The organism is Aerolutibacter ruishenii, assembly GCF_007830115.1.
Classification (GTDB): Bacteria; Pseudomonadota; Gammaproteobacteria; order Xanthomonadales; family Xanthomonadaceae; genus Aerolutibacter; species Aerolutibacter ruishenii.
The window spans coordinates 37096-61565 of record NZ_VLKP01000002.1 but is presented as its reverse complement, the minus strand read 5'-3'; the positions used below and the strand labels follow the sequence as shown (position 1 = coordinate 61565).

Annotated in this window: 22 protein-coding genes; 9 read left to right on the top strand and 13 right to left on the bottom strand. The window is 68.8% G+C overall.

Annotation, left to right across the window (positions count from 1 at the left end; all coding sequences use genetic code 11):
* Positions 1-10: 10 nt before the first annotated feature.
* The gene (locus IP93_RS02565) at positions 11-1384 is read right to left on the bottom strand and encodes a DcaP family trimeric outer membrane transporter (RefSeq protein WP_144811628.1); all 1374 of its coding nucleotides are present in this window, start codon (positions 1382-1384) and stop codon (positions 11-13) included.
* 203 nt (positions 1385-1587) lie between these two features.
* Between IP93_RS02565 and acs the strand changes: the two genes are divergently transcribed.
* The 5 genes from acs (at position 1588) to IP93_RS02540 (ending at position 7338) form a co-directional block, all read left to right on the top strand.
* On the top strand, positions 1588-3573 hold the full coding sequence (gene acs, locus IP93_RS02560) for an acetate--CoA ligase (RefSeq protein ID WP_199747064.1): 1986 nt from the start codon (positions 1588-1590) through the stop codon (positions 3571-3573).
* A gap of 9 nt (positions 3574-3582) precedes the next feature.
* Complete coding sequence (locus IP93_RS02555) at positions 3583-4251, top strand: response regulator transcription factor (RefSeq protein WP_144811625.1); 669 nt, start codon at positions 3583-3585, stop codon at positions 4249-4251.
* Positions 4252-4398: 147 nt separating this feature from the next.
* Entirely contained in the window at positions 4399-5196 is a 798-nt protein-coding gene (locus IP93_RS02550; RefSeq protein WP_144811623.1) for an SAM-dependent methyltransferase, read from the top strand.
* A 2-nt stretch (positions 5197-5198) separates the two neighbouring features.
* A complete protein-coding gene (locus IP93_RS02545; RefSeq protein ID WP_144811622.1) occupies positions 5199-5483 on the top strand; it encodes a hypothetical protein in 285 nt (94 codons plus the stop codon).
* Positions 5484-5565: 82 nt separating this feature from the next.
* Positions 5566-7338, top strand: coding sequence for a GGDEF domain-containing protein (locus IP93_RS02540; RefSeq protein WP_144811620.1), 1773 nt, complete (start codon positions 5566-5568; stop codon positions 7336-7338).
* On the opposite strand, the gene IP93_RS02535 is transcribed toward IP93_RS02540, so the two are convergent.
* On the bottom strand, positions 7284-10775 hold the full coding sequence (locus IP93_RS02535; RefSeq protein WP_144811618.1) for a hybrid sensor histidine kinase/response regulator: 3492 nt from the start codon (positions 10773-10775) through the stop codon (positions 7284-7286). The two genes, IP93_RS02540 and IP93_RS02535, sit on opposite strands and share 55 nt — an antisense overlap.
* Before the next feature lie 82 nt (positions 10776-10857).
* Between IP93_RS02535 and IP93_RS02530 the strand changes: the two genes are divergently transcribed.
* Complete coding sequence (locus IP93_RS02530; protein ID WP_144811617.1) at positions 10858-12261, top strand: GGDEF domain-containing protein; 1404 nt, start codon at positions 10858-10860, stop codon at positions 12259-12261.
* Positions 12262-12375: 114 nt separating this feature from the next.
* Here IP93_RS02530 and rpmG read toward each other — a convergent pair whose 3' ends face one another.
* From rpmG to IP93_RS02485, 9 genes are all read right to left on the bottom strand, one after another.
* The gene (gene rpmG, locus IP93_RS02525) at positions 12376-12540 is read right to left on the bottom strand and encodes a 50S ribosomal protein L33 (protein ID WP_036137644.1); all 165 of its coding nucleotides are present in this window, start codon (positions 12538-12540) and stop codon (positions 12376-12378) included.
* Positions 12541-12553: 13 nt separating this feature from the next.
* Complete coding sequence (rpmB, locus tag IP93_RS02520) at positions 12554-12790, bottom strand: 50S ribosomal protein L28 (protein ID WP_144812302.1); 237 nt, start codon at positions 12788-12790, stop codon at positions 12554-12556.
* A gap of 407 nt (positions 12791-13197) precedes the next feature.
* The gene (locus IP93_RS02515) at positions 13198-15000 is read right to left on the bottom strand and encodes a DUF885 domain-containing protein (protein ID WP_144811615.1); all 1803 of its coding nucleotides are present in this window, start codon (positions 14998-15000) and stop codon (positions 13198-13200) included.
* A 297-nt stretch (positions 15001-15297) separates the two neighbouring features.
* Positions 15298-15624 (bottom strand): lipid-A-disaccharide synthase N-terminal domain-containing protein, encoded by a 327-nt coding sequence (locus IP93_RS02510; RefSeq protein ID WP_425480020.1) that lies wholly within the window; start codon positions 15622-15624, stop codon positions 15298-15300.
* Positions 15625-15656: 32 nt separating this feature from the next.
* The gene (locus IP93_RS02505; RefSeq protein WP_144811614.1) at positions 15657-16400 is read right to left on the bottom strand and encodes a glycosyltransferase family 2 protein; all 744 of its coding nucleotides are present in this window, start codon (positions 16398-16400) and stop codon (positions 15657-15659) included.
* A 114-nt stretch (positions 16401-16514) separates the two neighbouring features.
* Positions 16515-17441: a ParB/RepB/Spo0J family partition protein gene (locus tag IP93_RS02500; protein ID WP_144811612.1), complete on the bottom strand. Its 927-nt coding sequence runs from the start codon at positions 17439-17441 to the stop codon at positions 16515-16517.
* On the bottom strand, positions 17438-18253 hold the full coding sequence (locus IP93_RS02495) for a ParA family protein (protein ID WP_144811611.1): 816 nt from the start codon (positions 18251-18253) through the stop codon (positions 17438-17440). Before IP93_RS02495 ends, IP93_RS02500 begins: the two co-directional genes overlap by 4 nt.
* 260 nt (positions 18254-18513) lie before the next feature.
* Positions 18514-19176 carry a 16S rRNA (guanine(527)-N(7))-methyltransferase RsmG gene (rsmG, locus tag IP93_RS02490; RefSeq protein WP_144811609.1) on the bottom strand — a complete coding sequence of 221 codons (663 nt, stop codon included), beginning with the start codon at positions 19174-19176 and terminating at the stop codon, positions 18514-18516.
* 79 nt (positions 19177-19255) lie between these two features.
* Entirely contained in the window at positions 19256-19861 is a 606-nt protein-coding gene (locus IP93_RS02485) for a 4'-phosphopantetheinyl transferase family protein (RefSeq protein ID WP_144811607.1), read from the bottom strand.
* A gap of 229 nt (positions 19862-20090) precedes the next feature.
* Between IP93_RS02485 and IP93_RS02480 the strand changes: the two genes are divergently transcribed.
* Positions 20091-20363: a GlsB/YeaQ/YmgE family stress response membrane protein gene (locus IP93_RS02480; protein WP_144811605.1), complete on the top strand. Its 273-nt coding sequence runs from the start codon at positions 20091-20093 to the stop codon at positions 20361-20363.
* A 1-nt stretch (position 20364) separates the two neighbouring features.
* Here the strand turns inward: IP93_RS02480 and xth are convergent, their stop codons facing one another.
* Positions 20365-21135 (bottom strand): exodeoxyribonuclease III, encoded by a 771-nt coding sequence (gene xth, locus IP93_RS02475; protein ID WP_144811604.1) that lies wholly within the window; start codon positions 21133-21135, stop codon positions 20365-20367.
* Positions 21136-21209: 74 nt separating this feature from the next.
* Here xth and ltaE point away from each other — a divergent pair, with 74 nt between their 5' ends.
* Positions 21210-22223, top strand: a complete 1014-nt coding sequence (gene ltaE, locus IP93_RS02470) for a low-specificity L-threonine aldolase (protein WP_144812297.1) — start codon at positions 21210-21212, stop codon at positions 22221-22223.
* A gap of 93 nt (positions 22224-22316) precedes the next feature.
* On the opposite strand, the gene IP93_RS02465 is transcribed toward ltaE, so the two are convergent.
* Positions 22317-23753, bottom strand: coding sequence for an aldehyde dehydrogenase family protein (locus tag IP93_RS02465; protein WP_144811602.1), 1437 nt, complete (start codon positions 23751-23753; stop codon positions 22317-22319).
* Between the two features lie 74 nt (positions 23754-23827).
* On the opposite strand from IP93_RS02465, the gene IP93_RS02460 reads away from it, so the two are divergent.
* On the top strand, positions 23828-24391 hold the full coding sequence (locus IP93_RS02460) for a gamma carbonic anhydrase family protein (RefSeq protein ID WP_144811601.1): 564 nt from the start codon (positions 23828-23830) through the stop codon (positions 24389-24391).
* Positions 24392-24470 lie beyond the last annotated feature (79 nt).

Here is a 24470-nt window from a genome sequence, read left to right as displayed (position 1 = left end):
TGGGCCTCGCTCAGAAGCTGTACTTGGTGGTGAACTGCACGCGGCGGATATCGCCCTTGCGGCCGTCCTCGATTTCGCGCACGCCGTACATCAGCTCGGCGCCCACGTCGACCTTGGGCATCGGGCTGTAGAACAGGTTGGTGCGCAGGCTCTGCACGCTCTTGGTCACCAGCGGGCCGGTGATCGACGCTTCGTGGTCATAGTCACTGCGGGCGTAGATCAGGTTGGTGCGCAGCTTGGGCGTGAACGCATGGCGCCAGCCGACGTAGCCGGCAAGCACGCCGGTGGCGTCCAGGCTGCCGTCGCTGGCATCGGCCGATGCATCGCCGACGATGCCCAGGCCCACGTAGCGGGCGATGCCTTCGCCGCCGGTGAGCTGGTAATGCAGCGCGTCGTTGCCGCCCATGACCCATTTGCCGCCCACGGTCACGCCGCCACCGATCTCGCTGTCGTCGAAGCCGGGGCGGTCGATCTTGAGCTGGCGTACCAGGCCGGCCATGCCGAACGTGCCCCAGTCACCCTTCCAGCCGTAACGCACGGTCAGGTCGGGCATGGTGCCGCGGTCGGAGGAGGCGCCGTTGACCAGGGTGGTTTCCGGGTTTTCCAGCGAGACGCTCAGGCCACCCTTGGTGTAGCGCACCTGTGCCTGGCGCACGAAGAGCACGCCATCGGTGGGGCCGACGAAATCCACCGCTTCGGGGATCGAGGCCGCGTCCATGAAGTTGGACCAGGTCTGGCCGGCCAGCCAGTTGTTCCAGTACATGTACGCGTGGCGCAGGGTCACGCCGTAGGTATTGGTGGCGGTCTGGTTGCCCAGCGCGTTGCCGAAGAAGTCCATCTCGAACAGCGCGCCGGCCTTGTCACCGTTCTCGGCGACGTGGTCCACGCCCAGATTGAAGCGCGAGAACTTGGCGTGGGCGTTGTAGTCCACGCCGGAGCTCTCGCCGCTGCCGCCGGCGCCATGCACCGGCGTCTGCCCCGGCAGGTACAGCGAGCGGCCGGTGGCGTCATCGGCCAACTGGCCGTCACCGGTCTGGGTGGCGAGGAAGTCGGCCTTGACGAAGCCGCCGAACTTGAACGTGGTGCCGGGCACCGCGCCCGGCGTGATCGTCGTGGACTGGATCGGACGCTTGCCGGCCGGTACCGCCGGTTGCGTGGCCTGCGCGGTTTTCACCTCGCCGATCTGGGCCTGCTGTTGCTGCTGCTGGGACACCAGCTGCTGCACCATCTTCTCCAGCTCGGCCACGCGGGCTTCAAGTGCCTGCTCCTTTGCGCTCTGCGCGAAGGCAAGGCCCGGCACGCCGAGCGCGACCACCAATGCGGCGGCGAGCGCGCGCTTGCGTGGCGTTGCCGGCAGACCGTGCGAACTACTGCGAATGGACATGTTCCCTCCCAAGGACAGCCGTGCGGTCTGCACGGGCGCGGCCAGCCTGCTTGGCTATCGCGCTGCACAACCATTCGCCATTGGTCTAGGAAACCGGTGTGAATGCGCGACTTTAAGACCATGGTCTAAACGCGCCACGTCCCTGTTGCGGGTGGTGCTTGCGGCACACTTGGGTAACGCGCCGCCACCGTGGCGCCGCGCCAATGCCTAAGTGCCACCTTCAACGGGAGTGCGCCATGAACCAGTCCGCCAACCTCTATCCGGTCAAGCCCGAGTTCGCCGCGAAGTCGCGCTACACGCGCGAGCGCTACGAGCAGGATTACGCCGAGTCGGTGGCCCAGCCCGAGGCGTTCTGGGGCCGCATCGGCCAGCGCCTGGACTGGATGCGCGCACCCACCCAGATCAAGGACGTCAGCTTCGACCTCAACCATTTCCGCATCCACTGGTATGCCGATGGCGAGCTCAACGCCAGCGTCAACTGCCTGGACCGGCACCTGGCCACGCGCGGCGACAAGACCGCGCTGATCTTCGAACCCGACTCGCCGGACCAGCCCGCGCAGCACATCACCTACCGCGACCTGCATGCGCGCGTGTGCAAGCTGGCCAACGCCCTGCGCGGCCTGGGCGTGCGCAAGGGCGACCGCGTCACCATCTACCTGCCGATGATCCCGGAGGCGGTGGTTTCGATGCTGGCCTGCGCGCGCATCGGCGCGATCCACACCGTGGTGTTCGGCGGCTTCGCGGCCAACTCCATCGCCGACCGCGTGGCCGACTGCGGCAGCAAGCTGATCATCACCGCGGACGAAGGCCTGCGCGGCGGCAAGAAGGTCGCGCTCAAGGCCAACGTGGATGCCGCGCTGAAGATGCCGGGCACCAACAGCGTGGAAACCGTGCTGGTGGTGCGCCACACCGGCGGCGCCGTGGACATGCAGATGCCGCGCGACCGCTGGTACGACGCGGTGGTCGACAGCCAGCCCGCGCAGTGCGAACCCGAGCGCATGAATGCCGAGGACCCGCTCTTCATCCTCTACACCTCCGGCAGCACCGGCAAGCCCAAGGGCGTGCTGCACACCACCGCCGGCTACCTGGTGTTTGCCGCCTATACCCACGAGGCGGTTTTCGACCTGCAGGAGGATGACGTCTACTGGTGCACCGCCGACGTCGGCTGGGTCACCGGCCACAGCTACATCGTGTACGGCCCGCTGGCGAACGGTGCCACCTCGCTGGTGTTCGAGGGTGTGCCCAATTATCCGGACTACTCGCGCTTCTGGCAGGTGATCGACAAGCACCAGGTCACCATCTTCTACACCGCACCCACCGCCATCCGCGCGCTGATGCGCGAAGGCGAGGAGCCGGTGCAGAAGACCTCGCGCAAATCGCTGCGCCTGCTGGGCAGCGTCGGCGAGCCGATCAATCCCGAGGCCTGGCGCTGGTACTACGACGTGGTCGGCGAAGGCCGTTGCCCCATCGTCGATACCTGGTGGCAGACCGAGACCGGCGGCATCCTGATCAGCCCGCTGGCCGGCGCCATCGACCTCAAGCCCGGCTCGGCGACCAAGCCATTCTTCGGCGTGGTGCCGGCGCTGGTCGACGCCAGCGGCCAGATCCTCGAAGGCGAGGCCGAAGGCAACCTGGTGCTGCTGGACTCGTGGCCGGGCCAGATGCGCACGGTCTACGGCGACCACCAGCGCTTCATCGACACCTATTTCCGCACCTACCCCGGCACCTACTTCACCGGCGACGGCTGCCGCCGCGACGCCGACGGCTACTACTGGATCACCGGTCGCGTGGACGACGTGATCAACGTGTCCGGCCACCGCATCGGCACCGCCGAGGTGGAAAGCGCGCTGGTCAGCCACCCCAAGGTGGCCGAGGCCGCGGTGGTCGGCTTCCCGCACGACCTCAAGGGCCAGGGCATCTACGCCTACGTGACCCTGATCGCCGGCGAGGCCACCAGCGACGCGCTGCACAAGGAGCTGATCGCGCACGTGCGCAAGGAGATCGGGCCCATCGCCACGCCCGACCACCTGCAGTGGGCGCCGGGCCTGCCGAAGACCCGCTCGGGCAAGATCATGCGCCGCATCCTGCGCAAGATCGCCGAGAACGCGCCGGACCAGCTGGGCGACACCAGCACCCTGGCCGACCCCTCGGTGGTGGACTCGCTCGTGAAGGAGCGCCGGGTGCCGTAAGGTATGGCCATGGCCACCCTGCTCATTGCCGACGACCACCCCCTGTTCCGCGAGGCGCTGCGCGGCGCCGTGGCGCGCGTGCTGCCCAACGCCGGACTGCACGAGGCCGACAGCGTGGACGCGCTGTACGCGCTGGTCGAGTCGTATCCCGACGCCGACCTGCTGCTGCTGGACCTCAACATGCCCGGCGCACAGGGTTTCAGCGCGCTGGTGCACCTGCGCGCGCTGTACCCGCAGCTGCCCATCGTGGTGGTCTCCGCCCGCGAGGAGCCAGCGGTGATGCGCCGCGCGCTGGACCATGGCGCCATTGGCTTCATTCCCAAGTCGGCCGATGCGGCGACCCTGGGCCAGGCGATCGCCACCGTACTGGACGGCGACCGCTGGGCCCCGGCTTCCGCGCTGAGCGCGCCCGCCGCGGCGGCCGACGAGCACGACGCGGCCAACCGCCTGCGCGACCTGACCCCGCAGCAGTTCCGCGTGCTGCAGATGCTCGGCAGCGGCCTGCTCAACAAGCAGATCGGCTACGAGCTGGGCGTGTCCGAGGCCACGGTCAAGGCCCACGTCACCGCCATCCTGCGCAAGCTGGGGGCCAACAACCGCACCCAGGCCGTGCTGATCGCCGGGCGGCTGGCGCTGGACCCGGGGGCGATCGTGCCGCCGCCGGAAGAGGGCGACTGACGGCGGCGCCTGCCGCCTGAAATGTGACCTGTTTTGCATTTTGCCGTGGGCGCGGTATTGTCTATTGGATACCTAATCCAAGGAGAGCAGCGCGTGGGGACGCCTGCAGGAGACAAGCCTGGCCGCCTCGTCTGCGTTGGTCTGGGGATGATGCTGGGTGCCCATATCGGGCCGCGCGCCCGAAGTCACATCGAGCAATCCGATGTGGTGTTCGCGGCTGTGTCCGACCCGTTGGTGGAACTCTGGCTGAAGCAGATGCACCAGGAGGTGCACAGCCTGCAGCCGTACTATGCCGTGGGCAAGTCACGCCGCCAGACCTACCGCGAAATGGTCGACGCCATGCTGGTCGAGGTCCGCGCTGGCAAACAGGTCTGCGGTGCGTTCTATGGTCATCCCGGCGTGTTCGCTCAGGTGGCGCATGACGCCATCGCCCAAGCCCGACGTGAAGGCTTCCTTGCACACATGGAGCCCGGCGTCTCGGCCGAGGACTGCCTGTATGCCGATCTTGGCATCGATCCGGGTCGCTACGGATGCCAACACTACGAGGCCAGCCAGTTCATGTTCTACCGCCGCCGGATCGATCCTGCGGCGTATCTGGTGCTCTGGCAGATCGGCATCGCCGGCGACCGCAGCTGTACCCGCTTCGCCACAGGGCCAGCCCTCCGCCGACTGCTGGTCGAGCGCCTGATCGAGGATTACCCGGCCTACCACGAGGTCATCGTTTACGAGGCCGCCACCCTGCCGATCAGCGAGCCGCGGATGGAGCGGGTGAAGTTGCGCGACCTGCCCGATGCGCAGTTGCACATGCACAGCACACTGGTGCTGCCCCCGGCCGCGATGCTGCAACCTGATCCTGACATGCTGGCGCGGATTGAGGCGGTTGAGCGCGCCGATATGGCCGCTACCCCGATTATCGCTTCGTTACCACTGGAAGAAGGAGTTTGAGGATGTCGAATGTCGTGCAGTTTCTTGAAAGCATGGGGCGGCACCCGGCACTGCTGTCCGATGCGGACTACACCCAGGCCGTGATGGATGCGGAAGTTGACGAGCCTTCGCGCGAGGCGCTGTTGCGGCGCGATGCCAAGGGACTGGTGCACGCCCTGGATGCGAACTCGCCGATGTTCTGTTTCAGTTTTGTCGTTAGCCCGGACGGCGACGAAAAGAGTCCTCCCGGCGATGACCATACCGACGAAGGCGAGGAGAAGCCGGACGAAGAGCCGGCGCTGAAGTAACCAGGCTCGTTGGCCCAGCCGCGCCTCGGATGTCCCGAGCGCGGCCAGCATTGCGCCAACGGTGGGCTCGAGAGGAACCGTGATGTGCAAATCGATCCGTGACGTGCTGATCGCCGTTGTCCTGGGGGCTGGGGTATTGGCAGCTTGGCCAGCACAGGCTGCTGATATCGAGAACGCCCTGAAGCAGGCTGAGTCGGTTCGTACCCGTGATCCACAGGCATTTGCCAATGCGCTGGACGGTCTGGACAGATTCGAGCCAGAGGCGACGCCGAAGCAGAAGCTGCAAATCCGGTTCCTGAAGACGTACCAGAAGGTGCTTACCGGCGACTACCGGACCGCCATCACCGACGCCATCGATATCCATAAGCGTACCGACGACCCAACACTCAAGTTCCGGGCCGCGCTGCTGGCCGCCAACACCGCCGCGATTACGCGGGAGTTCTCATTGGGCTTGCGCTACCTGGAAGCAGCCCTGGCCATGCAGGATCAGGTTCCAGAGGCCGACGAGCGCCACCTGGGCTCCCTCGTCGCCGCAGTTCTGTACACCGAATATGGACAGCATTCGCTCACGCTGCACCATGCGAAGCACCTTCTGGCTATTCAAACCACGCCACGGACCCGATGTGTGGCCCGCGAGAAGAAAATAGAGGCGGAGTGGAAGCTTGGGTCCGGCGCGAATAGTGAGCAGGATATCAATTTCGCGATCAGCGACTGCGTCGCGCAAAAGGAGCCTATTGCCACGGGGCTGCTCCGTGGTTACCTGGCGCGGCTATGGGCAGCGGAGGGCAAGAACAATGAAGCCATTGGACTGCTCGAAGCCCATCTGTCCGAAGTGGAGGCAACGGGCTTTCCGAGACTGATCGGCGAAATTCATAGCCTGCTTGCCGAGTATCGCCAAGCCACAGGCGACTTGGCGGGTGCGGAACTGGATGCCCGCACGGTGCTGGAATTGGGGGAGCGGGATGCTTTCTCGCAGCCACTGGTGACCGCGTACAAAGTGCTGTTTGAAACAGCCCTCAAGCGCGGCGACTTGAGGGTCGCGCTCCGTGAGTACCGAAATTACGCTGAAGCCGACAAGGCGCGTCTTGACGAGATCAAGGCACGGGAGTTCGCCTTCCAGCTGAGCCGCCACGAGTTGCAGCAGAAGAACCAGGCCATTGAACTGCTGCAGAAGCAGAACGAGGTGCTGACGCTGCAGCAGGAGGTCAGCGAGGCGGCCACACGCAACAACCAGTTGCTGTTGGTGCTACTGGCGATGGTGATGGCCGCCATCGCCTACTGGGCCTACAAGGTCAAGCGCGTGCAGGTGAAGTTCCGGCGCCAAGCCCAGGTGGACGGGCTCACCGGCATCAGCAACCGTCGCCACTTCCGCCAGACCGGCGAGGCACTGCTGCAGCGCTGCGCCAGCGCCGGGCGTGATGCGTCGATGGTGCTGCTCGACCTGGACCACTTCAAGCGCATCAACGACTCCCACGGCCATGCAGTGGGCGACTGGGTGCTGCAGCAGGTCGCGGTGGCGCTGCAGGCGGCTTGCCGCGAAGGCGACATATGCGCGCGCCTCGGTGGCGAGGAATTCGCCCTCCTGTCCTGCGGCAGTGACGTGGATGCGGCGCGGCGTATCGCCCAGCGCTGCCGCGAGCACCTGGCGGCCATCGACACGTCCGTCATCGGCCAGCCGGTCACCGCCAGCTTCGGTTGCACCACCTCGGGCCGATCCGGTTACGCGTTCGAGGCGATGTTCGCCCACGCCGACGTCGCCATGTACCAGGCCAAGGCCAGCGGCCGCGACCGCGTGCGCGCCTATGGCGAGGACGGTGTCGGGCCGGCGACGGTGCTGGAGCTGGTCCGCGGTTGAGGCTGCCGCTGCGCGGCGAGGAACGCGCGCAGCGAAGCCGGCTTGAGCGGTTTGGTCAGCACCGGGCAGCCGCGTTCGCGCGCGGCCAGCTTGATCGCGTCACTGCCGTCCCCGGTCACCAGTGCGGCCGGCAGCCGGGCACCGAGGCGCTCGCGCAGGGCGTCGATCACGCCCAGGCCGTCGAGCCGGTCATGCAGGTGGTAGTCCACCAGCAGCACGTGCGGCCGCTCGTCGAGCATCGCCATCGCGTCGTCGGCACTCGCGGCGGTAAGCACGGTCACCCGCCAGCGTTCCAGCAGGGTGCGCATGCCGTCGAGGATTTCACGGTCGTTGTCCACGCACAGCACGCGCAACCCGGCCAGTGAATCGGCGATGACGTTGCCCTCCGGCGGCGCGGGCTTGGGTGCCTGCAGCGCCGGCGCCAGCGGCACGGTGATGGTGAACACACTGCCCATGCCGACGCGTGAACGCACCGACAGCGGGTGGTCGAGCGTGCGCGCGATGCGCTGGCAGATCGACAGGCCCAGTCCAAGGCCACGCTCGCCGCCCACGCCGGGCTGGTCGAAGCGGCGGAACTCGTCGAAGATCTGTTCCAGGTGGTGCACGGAGATGCCAGGGCCGGTATCCCATACCTGCAGCTCGATACGGCCGCCATCGCGCTGGCGAGCGGTCATCAGTACGCCGCCTTCGCGGGTGTAGCGCAACGCGTTGGCGAGGAAGTTCTGCAGCGCGCGGCGCAGCAGGCGGCGGTCGCTGCGCACCGGCAACGGACTCATCGGCGCACGCACGCGCAGTTGCAGGCCGCGGCCGGCGGCGGTGGGGGCATACTGCGCGGCCAGTTCGCGCAGCAGTTCGCCGGCATCGAAGTCGGTGATCTCCGGCTTGAGCACGCCGGCATCCAGGCGCGAGATGTCCAGCAGGCCATCGAGCAGGTCCTCGGCGGCGCGCAGCGAGGCGTCGATGCGCTCGGCGAGGTGCTGCTGTTCGGTGCCGTCGGGGCTCTCGCGCAGCGCGGTGGTGAACAGGCGCGCGGCGTTGAGCGGCTGCAGCACGTCATGGCTGACCGCGGCCAGGAACCGGGTCTTGGACTGCTGCGCCGCCTCGGCCTCGCGCGTGCGCAGGTCCACGCGTTGCTCCAGCGTCTCGTTGACCTCGCGCAGTTGCTGTTCGGCGCGCTTGTAGTCGGTGACGTCGCTGTAGCTGGTCACGTAGCCACCGCCGGGCAGCGGACGGCCGCGCATCTCGATCACCTGGCCATTGGCGCGCACGCGTTCGAAGATGTGCGGGGTGCCGGCGCGCATGTGGTCCATGCGACGGCGCACCTTGTCCTCGATGGCGCCCGGACCGAGCTCGCCGCGTTCGGCATTCCAGCGGATCAGGTCGGCGACCGGGCGGCCGACGTAGAGCATGCCGTCGGGGTAGTCGAGCAGCTCCTGGTAGCGCTTGTTCCAGGCCACCAGGCGCATGTCGCGGTCGACCACGCTCACGCCCTGGCTGATGTTGTCCAGCGTGGTGGACAGCACCTGCCGGTTGAAGCGCAGTTCCTCGTTGGCCTCGTCCAGCACGGCGACCACTTCGCCCAGTTCCATGCCCGAGCCGCGCAGCGCGGTGGTCAGGGTGAGGCGTGCGGAGGCGGCGCCAATGGCGGAGGCGAGCAGGCGCTCGGTGAACTGCGCCAGCGCACGGTCGGCGGGACGGTCGGGGTTCCAGGTGTCGTACTGCTGCGCCGCATAGTCCTCGAACGAGCGACGTGCGTGGCGTTCGCCGACGATGCGTTCGGCCAGGGCGAGCAGTTCGCCGCTGCGCACGCTGCCGGCCCAGCCGCCGGGGCCGAGTGGCGGACGCTGCACGTAGGGGTCGAGGAAAGGCGCGGCCGCCAACTGGTCCTGCAGGCGCGGCCGCTGGCGCACCGATACAAGGACGAATGCGGCGATGTTGAACAGCAGCGACCAGAATGTGCCGTGGGTGAGGCGGTCCCAACCGCCCAGGCCGAACAGTTGCTCCGGGCGCAGCGACTGGATGCCCAGCGGCCCGGTGTCGATCCAGTCGCCGGCGATCCAGCCGCCCTGCGCCAACGCCGGCAACAGCAGCGTGTACACCCACACCAGCGTGCCGGCGAGCACGCCCGCCAGCGCGCCCGGGCGGCTGGCGCCGCGCCAGTACAGGCCGCCGATCAGCGCTGGCGCGAACTGCGCCACCGCCGCGAAGGCGAGCAGGCCGTGCTGCGCCAGCGTGTTCGCACCGGCGGAGCCGCGGTGGTAGCCGTAGGCCATCATCGCCAGCGCGAGGATGGTGATGCGCCGTACCCACAGCACCTGGCGGTCGATGCCGGGGCCCTGGCGCAGCGTCTGGCTGCGCAACAGCAACGGCATCACCAGGTCGTTGCTGACCATCGTCGCCAGGGCCACGCTGGACACGATCACCATGCCGGTCGCGGCGGAGAAGCCGCCCACGTAGGCCATCAGCGCCAGCGTGTCATGGCCGAGCGCCAGCGGCAGCGCCAGCACGTAGGTGTCCGGCGAGACGCCCGAGCCGGCGAGGATCGACTGCCCGGCCAGCGTGATCGGCACCACCAGCAGCGAGAACAGCACCAGGTAGCCGCCGAACATCCAGCGTGCGGCGCGCACGTCGTTGGGGTCCTGGCACTCGACCACCGCAACGTGGAACTGGCGTGGCAGGCACAGGATCGCGACGAACGCGAGCAGGGTCTGCGCGACGAAGCCGGTGGGCAGGCCCGGCGTCACCACCACGCGGGTGGCGTCGGCCACGCGCTCCAGCAGGCCGCCGTTGCCGGGCAGGTGCACCAGCGCGAACACGCCGATGGCCACGAACGCCAGCAGCTTGACCAGCGACTCCAGCGCCACCGCCAGCACCATGCCATGGTGGTGCTCGGTGGCGTCGATCTGCCGGGTGCCGAACAGGATCGAGAACACCGCCAGCAGCAGCGCGATGTAGAACGCCGGGTCGCCCAGCACGCCCGGCTCGGCCGGCGTGCCGGCCAGTACCTGCACGCTCATCGCCACGGCCTTGAACTGCAGCGCGACGTAAGGGACGGCGGCGGTCAGCGCCACCGCCGCCACCAGCGCGGCCAGTCCGGGCGCGCGGCCATAGCGCGAGGACAGGAAGTCGGCGATGGAGACGATGCGGTTCTCGCCGGAGATCAGCACCAGCCGCTCGAGGATGCGCCAGCTGAACACCAGCAGCAGCAGCGGCCCGAGGTAGATCGGCAGGAAACCCAGCCCGGTACGGGCCGCGGTGCCGACCGCGCCGTAGAACGTCCACGACGAGCAGTACACCGCCAGCGCCAGCGAGTACACCACCGGCCGCAGCCACTTCGCCCGCGGCGTGGTGTCGCTCTGGTCGCCGTAGTAGGCGACGATGAACAGCACGCCCACGTAGGCCACCGATACCAGCAGCAGCAACCAGCCAGGAATCACTCGTGCACGCCTCCAAACACCCGGTTCTGCGAGTGTACGGGGACGGCGCGGCGGTCGCGCGTTGGCATATCATCTGCGCCCGATGAACCCCTCACCGCGCAAGCCCTTGCCCGCCACGGCTGGAATCCCGTCACTGTCGGAGCCGTGGGGACGTACGTTCGTCCGCCGTGCCGGGGTGGGGCTGATGTTGGCGGCGGCGGTCGTGCTGTTGGGGTGGCAGTTCGACGTGGTGGCGCTGCGCACCGTGTTGCCGGGCGCCAACTCGATGAAGCCGGTGGCGGCGCTGGCGTTCATGCTGGCCGGGCTGGCGTTGCTCAATCGCCGCAGCGTCGTCCCCGTGCCCGGCCTGTGCCGCCTGGTGTCGGCCGTGGTCGGCATGATCGGCGTCACCAGCCTTCTGGCCGATGCGTCGGATCTGTCGTTGCCCAGTGACTACTGGTATCCCGACCCGGAAGCGCTGGCCATCGGCCGCATTGCGGGGCGGATGTCCGAACTTACCGCCATCGGCTTCGCCCTGTTGGGCCTGTTGGGCGTGTTGCCGGACCGCAGCCCGTGGTGGCGGGTGCAGCAGGTGGTGGCACTGCTGGTGCTGGCCATCGCGATGTTCGCGCTGGCGTCGTTCGGCTTCCAGGGGGGGCTCCGGTCCGAGCGCTCGGACGTGACCCCGGTAGCGATCCACACGGCCCTGCTGTTCCTGCTGGCCGGGCTGGGATGGCTGGCCAGCCTGCCGCCCAAGGGGCTGATGCGGGTGGTGCATGCGCCCAGCCTGGGCGGGCTGGTGGCGCGCCGGTTGTTGCTGCCGGCACTGTTGTTGCCCAGCCTGCTGGGTCTGTTCGCCCGGGTGGCGGGTGACTGGCTGGCGTGGACCCAGGCGACCGTGGTTTCCGCCTTGGCGCTGCTGAGCGCGGGTGCGCTGGCCGGGCTGATCTGGTGGGTGGCCCTGTTGCTGGACCGCCTGGAGCGGGAGCGGGCGAACGTGGTGGCGCTGCGCGACGAGAGTCACACCGATGCGCTGACCGGCCTGCCCAACCGCCGCGCCTTTGACGGGGCGATTGCCGGCCTGGTCCAAGGCCGGCGCCATGCCGACCGCAGTTTCGCCCTGTTGATGCTCGACCTTGACCGGTTCAAGGACTACAACGACACGTACGGGCACCTGGCGGGTGATGAGGTGCTGCGTCAGACCGCGCAGCTGCTAAGCAGCGCATTGCGTCCGGGCGACGTGCCCGCCCGTTACGGTGGCGAGGAGTTTGCCGTCCTGCTGCCCGATACAGAGGCGGCAGAAGCCGTGCGCGTGGCCGAGCGCATCGTGCAGTACTTCCGCGTGTGGAGTTGGCCGGGCCGTGCCGTGACGGTCAGCATCGGCACCGCGGCCGCCGGGCGTGAAGAGGCCGCCGACGCGCTGGTGGGTCGTGCCGACGCCGCGCTCTATGCGGCGAAGGCGGCCGGGCGCGACCGGGTGATGAAGGCCGCTGCACCGTTGAAATAGGCCCGCAGGCGGGCTGGCCGTGACGGTGACGTAGAGCGCGATGGTCTACCCCAGGAAACGCGAAAGCCCGCCGGGTGGCGGGCTTTCGTGATTGCATCCGACAAGCCGGAAGGCTTACTTGATCTTGCCTTCCTTGTACGGCACGTGCTTGCGCACGACGGGATCGTACTTCTTGATCTCCATCTTGCCGGGGGTGTTCTTCTTGTTCTTGTCGGTGGTGTAGAAGTGGCCGGTGCCGGCCGACGAGATCAGGCGGATCTTGTCACGCTTGGAAGCCATGGGTCAGTCCTCCTCAGATCTTTTCGCCGCGGGCACGCAGGTCGGCCAGAACGGAATCGATGCCGTTCTTGTCGATGGTGCGCAGGGCAGCAGTGGAAACACGCAGCTTCACCCAGCGGTTTTCGCTGGCAACCCAGAACTTGCGCTCATGCAGGTTCGGGAGGAAACGGCGGCGGGTCTTGTTCATCGCATGTGACACGTTGTTGCCGGTCACAGTGCGCTTGCCGGTTACTTGGCAAACTCGGGACATACGCACCTCGAAAGGTAGTTGGTGCTTCCCTTGGCCAGGGAGGCGGGCGGCCCTGCCGGCCGTGGACATCCGCGGGCGGCGCGCGATACGGGTGGGATCCTGCCCCCCGTGCGGGCGGAGCGGCCACTGGAACCGGGCGGGCCGGAATCGCGCTTCCGGGGTTCCGCCGTGCTTGCCTTGTGGACAGGCTGGACACAGTGAGCCGCACATTATTCCAGAAGCCTTGTCTGTGGGCAACTTTGGGGACGGGCGGGGTTGGCTGCTGGGGCGTGGCGGGTCGGCCCGGCGCCACCCGGGGGTGCTCCGCCGGCGCGACGGCATCCATGCCTTAAGCGCCGGGCGCGGGCAATCCTGCCCGCTCTACGCACGCCCGGGTGGCACCGGACCTCATCCGGCGGTGAGGTGATTCAGGCCTTGGCCTCGGCAATCCAGCGGCGAACCTCGGTCTCCAGCACCGGCAGCGGCAGTGAGCCCTGGCGCAGGATGGCGTCGTGGAAGGCCTTCACGTCGAACTTCGTGCCCAGTTCGCGCTCGGCCTCGGCGCGCAGCTTGACGATGGCGATCTCGCCCAGCTTGTAGCTCAGCGCCTGGCCCGGCCAGGAGATGTAGCGGTCGACCTCGGTGGTGACCTCGTGCTCGCTCAGCGCGGTGCGGTCGCGCAGGTAGGCCAGCGCCTGCTCACGGGTCCAGCCCTTGGCGTGGATGCCGGTGTCGATCACCAGGCGCGCCGCGCGCCACATCTCGTAGGTCAGCCGACCGAACTCCTCGTACGGGGTCTGGTAGATACCCATCTCCTGGCCGAGCTTCTCGGTGTACAGCGCCCAGCCCTCGCCGTACGCGGAGATGTAGGACTTGCGACGGAAATCGGGCTGGCCGGTCTGCTCCGCGGCCAATGCGCCCTGCAGCGCATGGCCGGGCGAGGCCTCGTGCAGGGTCAGCGCCGGCAGGTTGTACAGCGGGCGCGAGGGCAGGTTGTAGGTGTTGACCCAGTAGGTGCCGTTGCCGCCGCGACCGGCGGTCCAGAACGGGGCGATGTCGTCGGGCACCGGGATGATGGTGAAGCGGCCGCGCGGCAGGGTGCCGATCACCTTGCCGACTTCGCCGTCCACGCGCTTGGCGATCCACGCCGCGCGCTCCAGCAGCGCCTGCGGGGTGGTCACGTAGAACTGCGGATCGGTGCGCAGGAAGTGCAGGAACGCGGGGAAGGTGGCCTGGCCTTCCGGCGCCTTGAAGCCGACTTCGCGGATGATCGCGTCCATCTGCGCCTGGATGCGCGCGACTTCCTGTTGGCCGATGGCATGCACCTCGTCGGGCGAGAGGTCCAGCGTGGTGTATTCGCGGATCTGCTGGCGGTAGTACTCCGCGCCGCCGGGCATCTGCGAGGCGCCCAGCGTGGTACGCGCCTTCGGCACGTATTCGTTGCGGAAGAAGGTGAGCAGCGTGCCGAACGCCGGGACCACGCGGTCCTGGATGGCGGTGCGCGCGGCCGCGCGCAGGCGCGCCTGGTCGGCGGCGGGAATGTTGGCCGGCAACTTGCGAAAGGGTGCGTACAGCGATGCCTGCTCGGGGTCCTTGAGTTCGGCGACGCCCGCGATGGACACGTCACGGCCGTCCAGCACCGCGCGCGGCACGCTGAAGCCGCGGGCCAGCCCGGCGCGCATGTTGGTGATCTGCTGGTCGAAGTGGCGCGGCACGTCGTTGAGCCGCGCGATGTAGGCCTCGGCGTCCTTCGTGGACTTGAAGGTGGTGCGCGCCATGAAGCCGAGGTTGGACCAGAACGAGGAGTCCGAATTGAACGGCATCTCGTAGCCGCCCAGCCGCACCTCGGCCGCGAGGTTCTGCACCTGCGCGCGATACACGGCGAGGTTGATGCGGTTCTCGGCGGAGAGTTTGCCAGCGTCGATGGTGTCGAGCTGGTGCAGCACGTCGTTCCACACCTTCAATCGTGCCTGCTGGCTGGTCGCGTCCACCGACGGCAGGCGCGTGTTGCCGCCGGAGGTGTCGCTGTCCTCGTCAGCGTCGCCCATTTCCTGCTGGCGCCAGGTCCATTCCCTGGTGTAGATCGCCTCGAAGCGGGTATCCGCCGCCGATGCCGATGCCGAGGCCGAGGCTGTGGGCGCTGGCGTGGCGGCGGTGGACACGGCGATCGGCGCAACCGCCAGGTGGAGAGCGAGAAGAGTGGGCAGCAGAGGCTTCACGAGGCGCGGCATCCAGCAGTGGCGAAAGGCCGATCTTCGCACCTCGGGGGTAGTCCCGCATTTGCTCTTTCGTGGGGTTTGGTCACCCAAACGAGCTGAGGGACGGTGAGTCCATGGGGCATTGCGGAGAGCGGGCCATGGGTGAGGGCGGGCCGCTTACGCGGCACTGCCGCGTGGCCCGATCGAACGCCCGGCGCGCTGCGCCGGGCCGGACTGGCCCGCGGCGGCGACTCGGCACAGGATGTGCCGATGGAGCCGAGGAGCAATGCCCCCTGGGCTCAGCGGCCCCGTCCGAAGTCCCTGATTTGATCAGTGACTGGCGCGATCGCGCTTCCAACCGCGATGCCGGATATCCAGGTACAAGCTGTAGGCAGCAGTAAACGCCGGAAACAGGTTCTGGATAACCCCCACCGAATCCTGCTTCTGCGAGAACACGAAGTAGCTCAGCGTCATCGCGCTGCCCACCAGGCTCATGTACCAGAACAGCCGCGGGATCACCGGCTTGCCATGCCTTCGCGAGGCAAGAAACTGCACCACCCAGCGTCCACCGAACATCAGCGCGCCGGTCAACCCGATCAGCTTCCACGGCGACATGTGCAGCCCGGTCCACTCCAGCCACGCGATCGGCGTGTTCATGAAGTCCACCGCGAGAGCGTCCACCGGCATGCTCAGAGCTCCTGCACGCGCGTGACCTTGCCGCGCTTGATCAGCCACGCCACGCCACGCAGGTCGCTGATGCCGACCAGCGCGCGGTTGAGGTTGTTGTACTTGGACACGCCCGCGGTGCGATGGCGGTGGTGCACCGGCACGCTCACCGTCTTCCAGCCCGCGCGCTGCATCAGCGCCGGCAGGTAGCGGTGCATGTGGTTGAAGTGCGGCAGGTCGAGGAACGCCTCGCGCTCGAACAGCTTGATGCCGCAACCGGTGTCGGGCGTGGCATCACGCAGCATGCGGCTGCGGATCGCGTTGGCCCACTTCGACGCCCAGCGCTTGCTGCCGCTGTCCTGGCGGTTGACGCGCCAGCCGGCGAACAGCTTGACCTCAGGCGTGGCCTTGGCGCGCTCGGCGATCAGCTTGGGGATGTCGGCCGGGTCGTTCTGGCCGTCGCCGTCCAGCGTGGCGATCCACGCGCCACGCGCGGCCTTCACCCCGTTGCGGATCGCGGTGCTCTGCCCGCTCTGGATGACGTGGTGCACCACGCGCAGTTCCGGAACCTCGGTCTTGAGTTGCTGCAACACGGCCAGCGTGTCGTCCTTCGAATGGTCATCGACATAGACGATCTCGAAGTCGCCACCGTCGGCCGGGGCGCGCCCCCGCAGGGCCGCGGTAATTTCGTGCACCAGCGGCGCGACGTTGTCGCGCTCGTTGAACACCGGGACCACGACGGAAAGTTGGGGGCTGGCAGGCGGCATCGGCGGGGCGTGGGCGATACGGGGCAGTGGGTTGCGCGCTATTGTCGACGATTATCGTTACCGGCGCGGTCGAGCCGGGCCGGCCGGAAAGGCAAGCTGGGCCGGGGCCGGGCTTCAGGCCTCGACCGGACCGCGCAGCTTTTCCAGCACGCCTTCCAGCGAGTCCAGGTCGGTGTAATGAATCACCAGCCGGCCCTTGCCGCCGCGCCCATGCAGTACGTTGACCCTGGTGCCGAGCGACTCGGACAGTTCGCGCTCCAGCGCGGCGATGTCGGCCTGCGGCTTGGCCTTGACCGGCTTGGCCCGGGCGCTGCTGCTGGTCGGGATCATGCCCGCGGTCAGCTGCTGCACGCGGTGCTCGACCTCGCGCACCGACCAGCCGGCCTCGGCGGCCTGCCGGGCCAGGGCAATCGCGGCCTGCGGGGTCAGCGACAGCAGGGCGCGGGCGTGGCCCATGTCCAGCGCGCGGGTTTCCACCAGCACGCGGATCTCCGGCGACAGTTCCAGCAGGCGCAGCAGGTTGGACACGGCCACGCGCGAGCGGCCCACGGCCTCGGCGGCCTGGGCGTGGGTCAGGTCGAACTCGTCGATGAGGCGTTGCAGCGCGTTGGCCTCCTCCAGCGGGTTGAGGTCCTCGCGCTGGATGTTCTCGATCAGTGCCATGGCGACCACGGTGCGGTCGTCCACCTCGCGGATCACCACCGGGATCTCGGCCAGCCCGGCCAGCTTGCTGGCGCGCCAGCGGCGCTCGCCTGCGATGATCTCGTAGGTCTTGCCACCCAGGTCGCGCACGACGATGGGCTGGATCACGCCCTGCGCCTTGATCGACTCCGCCAGCTCGGCCAGCTTGTCCTCGTCCCACACCTTGCGCGGCTGGTACTTGCCGGCCTGCAGCGCGTCCACCGGCAGGGTGCGCAGCACGTCGCCGGGTACGGCTTCCAGCGCGGGGGCTTCGGCGGCGGCCTCGGGGCCCAGCAGGGCGGCCAGTCCGCGGCCCAGCCCGCGCTTCTTGGCGCTGCCGCCCCCCTTGGCGTTGCTCATGCCGCGACCTCCCGGCCAGCGGCCGACGCGGCCTTGGCGGCCTGCTCGCGCTCGCGCTGGCGACGCAGCACTTCGCCGGCCAGGCCCAGGTAGGCGATGCCGCCGCGGCTGGCCTGGTCGTAACCGACGATGCTCTGGCCGTGGCTGGGCGCTTCGGCCAGGCGCACGTTGCGCGGCACGATGGTGCGGAACACCTTGTTGCCGAAGTGGTTGGTCAGCTCGGCCGAGACCGCGTTGGCCAGGTTGTTGCGCACGTCGAACATGGTGCGCAGCACGCCCTCGACTTCCAGCGCCGGGTTGAGCCGGGCCTTGAGTGCGTTGATGGTGTCGAGCAGGGCGCTGATGCCTTCCAGCGCGTAGTACTCGCACTGCATCGGCACGATCACCGAGTCGGCGGCGGTCAGCGCGTTGAGCGTGAGCAGCGACAGCGCCGGCGGACAGTCGATCAGGATGAAGTCGTAGTTGGCGCGCAGCGGCGCGAGCGCGGTCTTCAGGCGCTGCTCGCGGCCGTCCTCGTTCATGAGGGTGATCTCGGCGGCCGTCAGCTCGATGTTGGCCGGCAGCAGGTCGAAGTCCTCGGCGGTGCGCTTGAGGATGCTGGCCGCATCGGCCTCGCCCAGCAGCACGTCGCAGATGGACACGTCGATCTCGCGCTTGTCGATGCCGCTGCCCATGGTGGCGTTGCCCTGCGCGTCCAGGTCGACGAGCAGCACGCGCTTGGGCGTCCTGGCCAGGGCGGCGGCCAGGTTGACGGCGGTGGTGGTCTTGCCGACCCCGCCCTTCTGGTTGGCGACGGCGATGATGCGGGCCATGCGGCTCGTCCTGGTCAGTGACGGAAAGGGTCCGGCGCGGGGCCGGACAGATGATTATGCACGCTGCCGCAGGGCGCTGCCGAGCGGGCGAAAACGTGATGGTTTTGGCGGTGCGGGCCGCGCGTGGGGCGCGCGTGTGGCGTGCTGCGCCGCAAGGCGCCACACCGGGGCGGTGGGGCGGTACACATCACAAGGGCCACGGGGGGCCTCGAGGGGCGGTGGCCGGGATCCCCATCCTCCGCGAGGCTGCGGCGTGGGGGTCAGCCGATGGACGCGCGCCCAACCACCACCAGGTGCCGCTCGCCCACCAGTCCGGGCACCACGAGCGGGTGCGAGGCGCGTACCGCCCAGCCCGCAGGCAGGCCGGCGATTTCGTCAACCGGGTGCACGCCTTTCATCGCCAGCAGCTCGCCATCGGGCCCGAGCAGGTGGCCGCCGAGTTCGATGATCAGCGGCAACGTCGCCAGGGCACGGGCGGTGATGGCGTCATAGGCTCCCGGCTCGGCCAGGGCCTCGATCCGCGATTCGGCCACGCGCACGTCCTTCAGCCCCAGCTGGCGCACGGCTTCGCGCATGAAGCGCGCTTTCTTGCCGTTGCTTTCCACCAGGGTCACGCGCAGGCCCGGCTTGACGATGGCCAGCGGGATGCCGGGCAGGCCGGCGCCGGTGCCCAGGTCGGCCAGCGCGCCGCCGCGCGCGGCGATGGCATCGACGTAGGGGTGCATCGCCAGCGAGTCGAGCAGGTGCTTGGTCACCATCTCGTGCGGGTCGCGCACGGCGGTGAGGTTGTAGGTCTTGTTCCAGCGCACCAGCAGGCCCAGGTAGGCCAGCAGCGGGGTGGCCAGTGCCGGGTCCAGGCCGAGGCGGACGAGGCCGGACTCCAGCATGGGGCGCAGGTCGGCGGGCAGGTCGGGGGTGTTCATGCGGTGCGCAGTATGACCGCAGCGGGTATGGGGCGCTAACCAGCGGTGCGCGTGGCCCGCGAGGGTCGCGCCACGTGCCCTACCCGGCGTGGGGTCGCCATGCGAGTGCGCCGAGGTAGCCCGGGGCGGGAACGAGTTCGCGCACGGTCCAGGCATTGGCGTCGCCGAGTGCGGCATCGCATTCGTGCAGGCGCAGGCCAGCGTCGCCTTCGGCAAAGACCAGCCGGTGCAGGCCGAAGGACAGGCCGTGGCCGTGCGCCTTCAATACCGCCTCCTTGGCGCACCACAGGCGCAGGAACTGCCGCTCGCGTCCGGGTTCCGGTTGCGCCAGCAGCCATTGCAGTTCCTGCGGCGCGAAGAAGCGCTCCGCCAGCGCGAGCGCGCGCGGTCGCGGGCGCTCCCATTCAAGGTCGACGCCCACGCGCATGCCTTCGCCCACCGCCACCAGCAGTCCCTCGCCGCTGTGGCTCCAGTTGCAGTCCAGGGCCTGCAGCGGTGGGTGCAGATGCGGGCGACCGTGTGCATCGCGTTCGAAGGCGACCTGCGCCGGTGGCCGCGACAGGGTTTTCGCCAACCATGCGCCGGCTTGTGCCTGCGCCGTTTGCGTGCGGTCGCGCGGCAGCCATGCCGCGTGCGGCGCGGTCGTGGCCAGGTCGGACAGCGGCTGCGGCGTCGGCGGGTTCATGCGCGCCAGTGTACGCACGCCATGCGCGAAGCCGGGGCTCGACGGCGCGGCCTGCACGCCGTCGCCACGATGATGAACGGTAGGCGTGTCCTCACTTTCTCATCACGCAAGTTGCTGATTTTGCAGACATCGCCATCACGTGCCGCGCCTGACACTGCGCCCACCACAACGGCGCGGGATGTGATCCACCCCGCACCACCATTTCCACCATCACAAGGAGAAACGCACCATGGGCATCATCATCTGGCTGATCGTCGGCGGCATCATCGGTTGGCTGGCCAGCATGGTCATGAAGACCGACGGCCAACAGGGCATCTTCCTCAACGTCATCGTCGGCATCGTCGGCGCGTTCATCGGCGGCTGGCTGGGCGGGATGCTGGGCCTGGGCGGCGGCGACATCAACGACGGCAATTTCTCCGTCACCGGCCTGCTGTTGTCGCTGGTCGGCGCGATCGTCCTGCTGGGCATCGTCAACCTGTTCCGCCGCGGGCGCGTGCGCTGATTCACGCGCCCAGTTCCACCCAGGCGGGCGCGTGGTCGCTGGGGCGGTCCCAGGTACGCGGTTCGCGGTCGATGCCGGCCGCCACGCAGCGCGCGCGCAGTGCATCCGAGACCAGCGTCAGGTCGATGCGTAGCCCCAGGTTGCGACGGAACGCGGCCTGGCGGTAATCCCACCAGCTGAAGAGGCCGGCTTCGTGGCTGTGCAGGCGGAACGCATCGTGCAGGCCCAGCGCGCACAGCCGGCGCAGGCCGTCGCGCTCGGCGGTGGAGGTGAGGATGTGCTCGTCGTTCCACACCGCGGGGTCGTGCACGTCGCGGTCGTCGGGGGCGATGTTGAAATCGCCCAGCACCACCAGCTCCGGATGGCGCTGCAGCTCCTGCCCGATCCAGTCGTGCACCGCCTCCAGCCAGCGCAGCTTGTAGGCGTATTTGTCGGTGCCCACGTCCTGGCCGTTGACCACGTACAGGTTGACGATGCGCACCCCGCCGACGGTCGCGGCGATCACCCGCTTCTGCTCGTCGTCGAAGCCGGGGATGCCGACCTGCACGTCCTGCGCCGGCTCGCGCGAGAGGATGGCCACGCCGTTGTAGGTCTTCTGCCCCGCGAACACGCTGCGGTAGCCGGCACCGACCAGCGCCGTGTCGGGGAAGCGGCTGTCTTCCAGCTTGGTCTCCTGCAGGCCGACGATGTCCGGCGCGAAGGCCCCCAGCCACTGCTCCAGGTGCGGCAGGCGGACATTGAGGGAGTTGACGTTCCAGCTGGCGATTTTCATCGGCACAGTCTAGTCGGGGGCGATGGCATGATGGAATTTTCCATCCGCGGTTGGCCCCTGCCATGTCCACCTCCTTGCCCGTCATCGACCTGCGCAGCGATACCGTGACCCGGCCCACGCCCGCCATGCGCGAGGCGATGGCCCGCGCCGAGGTGGGCGACGATGTGTACGGCGAGGACCCGACGGTCAATGCCTTGCAGGCCCGGCTGGCTGTCGAGCTCGGCTTTGAGGCGGGGCTGTTCGTACCCAGCGGCACGCAGTCCAACCTGCTGGCGTTGCTGGCGCATTGCGAGCGCGGCGACGAGTACATCGTCGGCATGGACGCGCATACCTACCGCTACGAAGGCGGCGGCGCGGCGGTGCTGGGTTCGATCCAGCCGCAGCCGCTGGTGCAGGCCGCCGACGGCAGCCTGCCGGTGGACGCCGTGGAGCAGGCGATCAAGCCCGATGATCCGCATTTCGCGCGGACGCGGCTGCTGTGCCTGGAAAACACCTGGCACGGGCGCGTGCTGCCGATGGACTACCTCGCCGCGGCGCGCGCACTGTGCGACCGGCGCGGCCTGTCGCTGCACCTGGACGGCGCGCGCTTGTTCAATGCGGCCGTCGCACTGGGGTTGCCGCCGCGCGCCATCGTCCGCCACTTCGACAGCGTGTCGGTGTGCCTGTCCAAGGGGCTTGGCGCGCCGGTGGGCTCGGTGCTGCTGGGCTCGCAGGCGCTGATCGCGCAGGCGCGCCGCTGGCGCAAGGTCGCCGGTGGCGGCATGCGCCAGGCTGGCATCCTTGCGGCGGCCGGCCTGCATGCGCTGGACCACCACGCGGCCGCGCTGGCCGATGACCACGCGCGCGCGGCGCGGCTGGCAGCCGCGCTGGAGGGCATGTCGGCGGTGCGGTTGGCGGCGCAGCACACCAACATGGTGTTCATCGACGTGGTCGCGGGCGGCACGGACGGCTTCCGCGCGCACATGGAGGCTGCCGGAGTGCGGGTGTCGGTGGGCTACACGCCGCGCGTGCGCCTGGTGCTGCACCGCGACGTGGACGACGTGGGCGTGGAGCGGACGATCGAAGCGTTGCGTTCGTTCAGTGAATGAGCGCGTTCATCGCCAGGCGGGCGCGCTGTTGAAGCAGGCAGACGAACGCGGCGTCGGTGCCCGTCTGCGTGACGGTAGCGTGTGACGGGCCGTCTATTTCGACAGCCAGCGGATCATCCGGTCGATGGGGCCACGGTACGGCGGCTTGAGCCAGTCACTGGCAGCGAAGCGACGCTGGCGCAGTACCGGCAGCGCCTTGCTGAATGTCTCGAAACCATGCCGGCCGTGGATCGCGCCGATGCCGCTGGCGCCGATGCCGCCGAATGGCAGGCTGTGCGCGCCGAAGTGCAGCAGCGTGTCGTTGACGGTGACGCCGCCCGCGAGCGCGTTGGCCAGGATATGGTCGATGCGGCGCTGGTCGTTGCTGAACGGGTACAGCGCGAGCGGCCGCTCCAGCGCGTTGATGCGCGCGATGGCCTCGTCCAGGTTCTGGTACGACAGCACCGGCAGGATCGGTCCGAAGATCTCGTGGCGCATGACGTCGCTGTCCGCCGCCGGCTCGATCACCAGCGCCGGTGGGAACAGGTGTTCGTCCTCGATCAGCGCCGCATGCCGGTGCGCGGCGTCGGCGAAGGGCTCGATGACCGTATGGCCGCGCTCGCGCGCATCGGCCAGGTATCCCTGCAGCCGGCGGAACTGGCTTTCGTTGATGACCCGGGTGTAGGCATCGGTATGGACGAAGTCGGGGCCGTAGCGTTGGCGCAGCTCATGCACCAGCGCGTGCACCAGTGCGTCACGGCGCGCGGCATCGACCAGCACGTAATCGACGCCGATGCAGGTCTGCCCGGCGTTGAACCACTTGCCGGTGGCGATGCGCGCGGCGGCGGTACCGATCGGGAAGTCGGCGCAGACCACCGCAGGTGCCTTGCCGCCCAGTTCAAGCGTCACCGGCGTCAGGTTGGGCGCGGCCGTGGCCATCACCTTGCGCCCCACTGCGGTCGAGCCGGTGAACAGCAGGTGGTCGAAGGGCAGCGCGGCGAAGGCGGCACCCACCTCCGAGTCGCCCAGGGCCACGGCCACGCGGTCGGTGGGGAACACGTCGGCCAACAACTGGCGCAGCCATGCGCTGGTGCGCGGCGTGTGTTCGGACGGCTTGAGGTACACGTGGTTGCCCGCGGCAATCGCCGAGACCAGCGGCACCAGCGCCAGGTTCACCGGGTAGTTCCACGGCGCGATGATGCCGACGACGCCGACCGGCTCGTGGCGCAACTCGGCGCTAGCCGGCCACAGCTTCCAGCCCACCGCGACACGCTGCGGACGCGTCCAGCGGCGCAGGTGGCGCAGCGCATGGTCGATCTCGGTCAGCGTCACCATGGCCTCGGAGATCAGGTTCTCGTGCTTGGAGCGGTGGCCGAAGTCCGCGCGGATCGCCGCGTCCATCGCCGGCACCGCGGCGCGGAAGGCGTCGCGCAGGCGCGACAGGTCGCGGCGGCGCTGGGCCAGGTCGGGCTTGTGGGCCTGCCACGCCACTCGCAGGCGCTCGCGCGTGGCGGCCAGTTCCTGGGGCGTGGTGTCGGCGGTTATGTCCATACGGGCGAGTGTAGTCCGATCGTCCGCACCGGGCGCGGCGGCACCCGTTCCCCGCCCGGGCGTAAAATCCCGCCATGACCATGCGCCCCTACCTCGAGCATTTCCCCGTCGTCGGCGAGCGCGTGTACGTCGATCCCGCGGCCACCGTGATCGGCGATGTGGTGCTGGGCGACGACGCATCGATCTGGCCCGGCTGCGTGATCCGTGGCGACGTGAACCATATCCGCATCGGCGCGCGCACCAACGTGCAGGACGGCACCATCGTCCACGTCACCCACGAGGGGCCGTACACCCGCCCGGGTGGGCTGCCGACGCTGATCGCCAATGACGTGACCATTGGCCATGGCGCTATCGTCCATGCCTGCACCATCGACGAGTTCGCGCTGATCGGCATGGGCGCCCGGCTGCTGGACGGCTGCCACGTGCAGCGTTTCGGCTTCGTCGGCGCCGGCGCGGTGGTGTCGCCGGGCAAGGTGGTGGGCGAGGGCGAGCTGTGGCTGGGGAGTCCGGCGCGGTTCGCGCGCAAGCTGAGCGAGCGCGAGCTGGAAAACCTGCAGTACAGCGCCGGCCACTATGTTCGCTTGAAGGACCGCTACCTGGGCATGGGCGACGGCGCCTCCTCGGTTATCGTGCGCTGACGCGACGACGCTTGCGCGGGATCCCGCCGTGCGCACGGCGGGCCCGCCGGCTTGCCATGCGGCATGCCCGGGAAGGGCG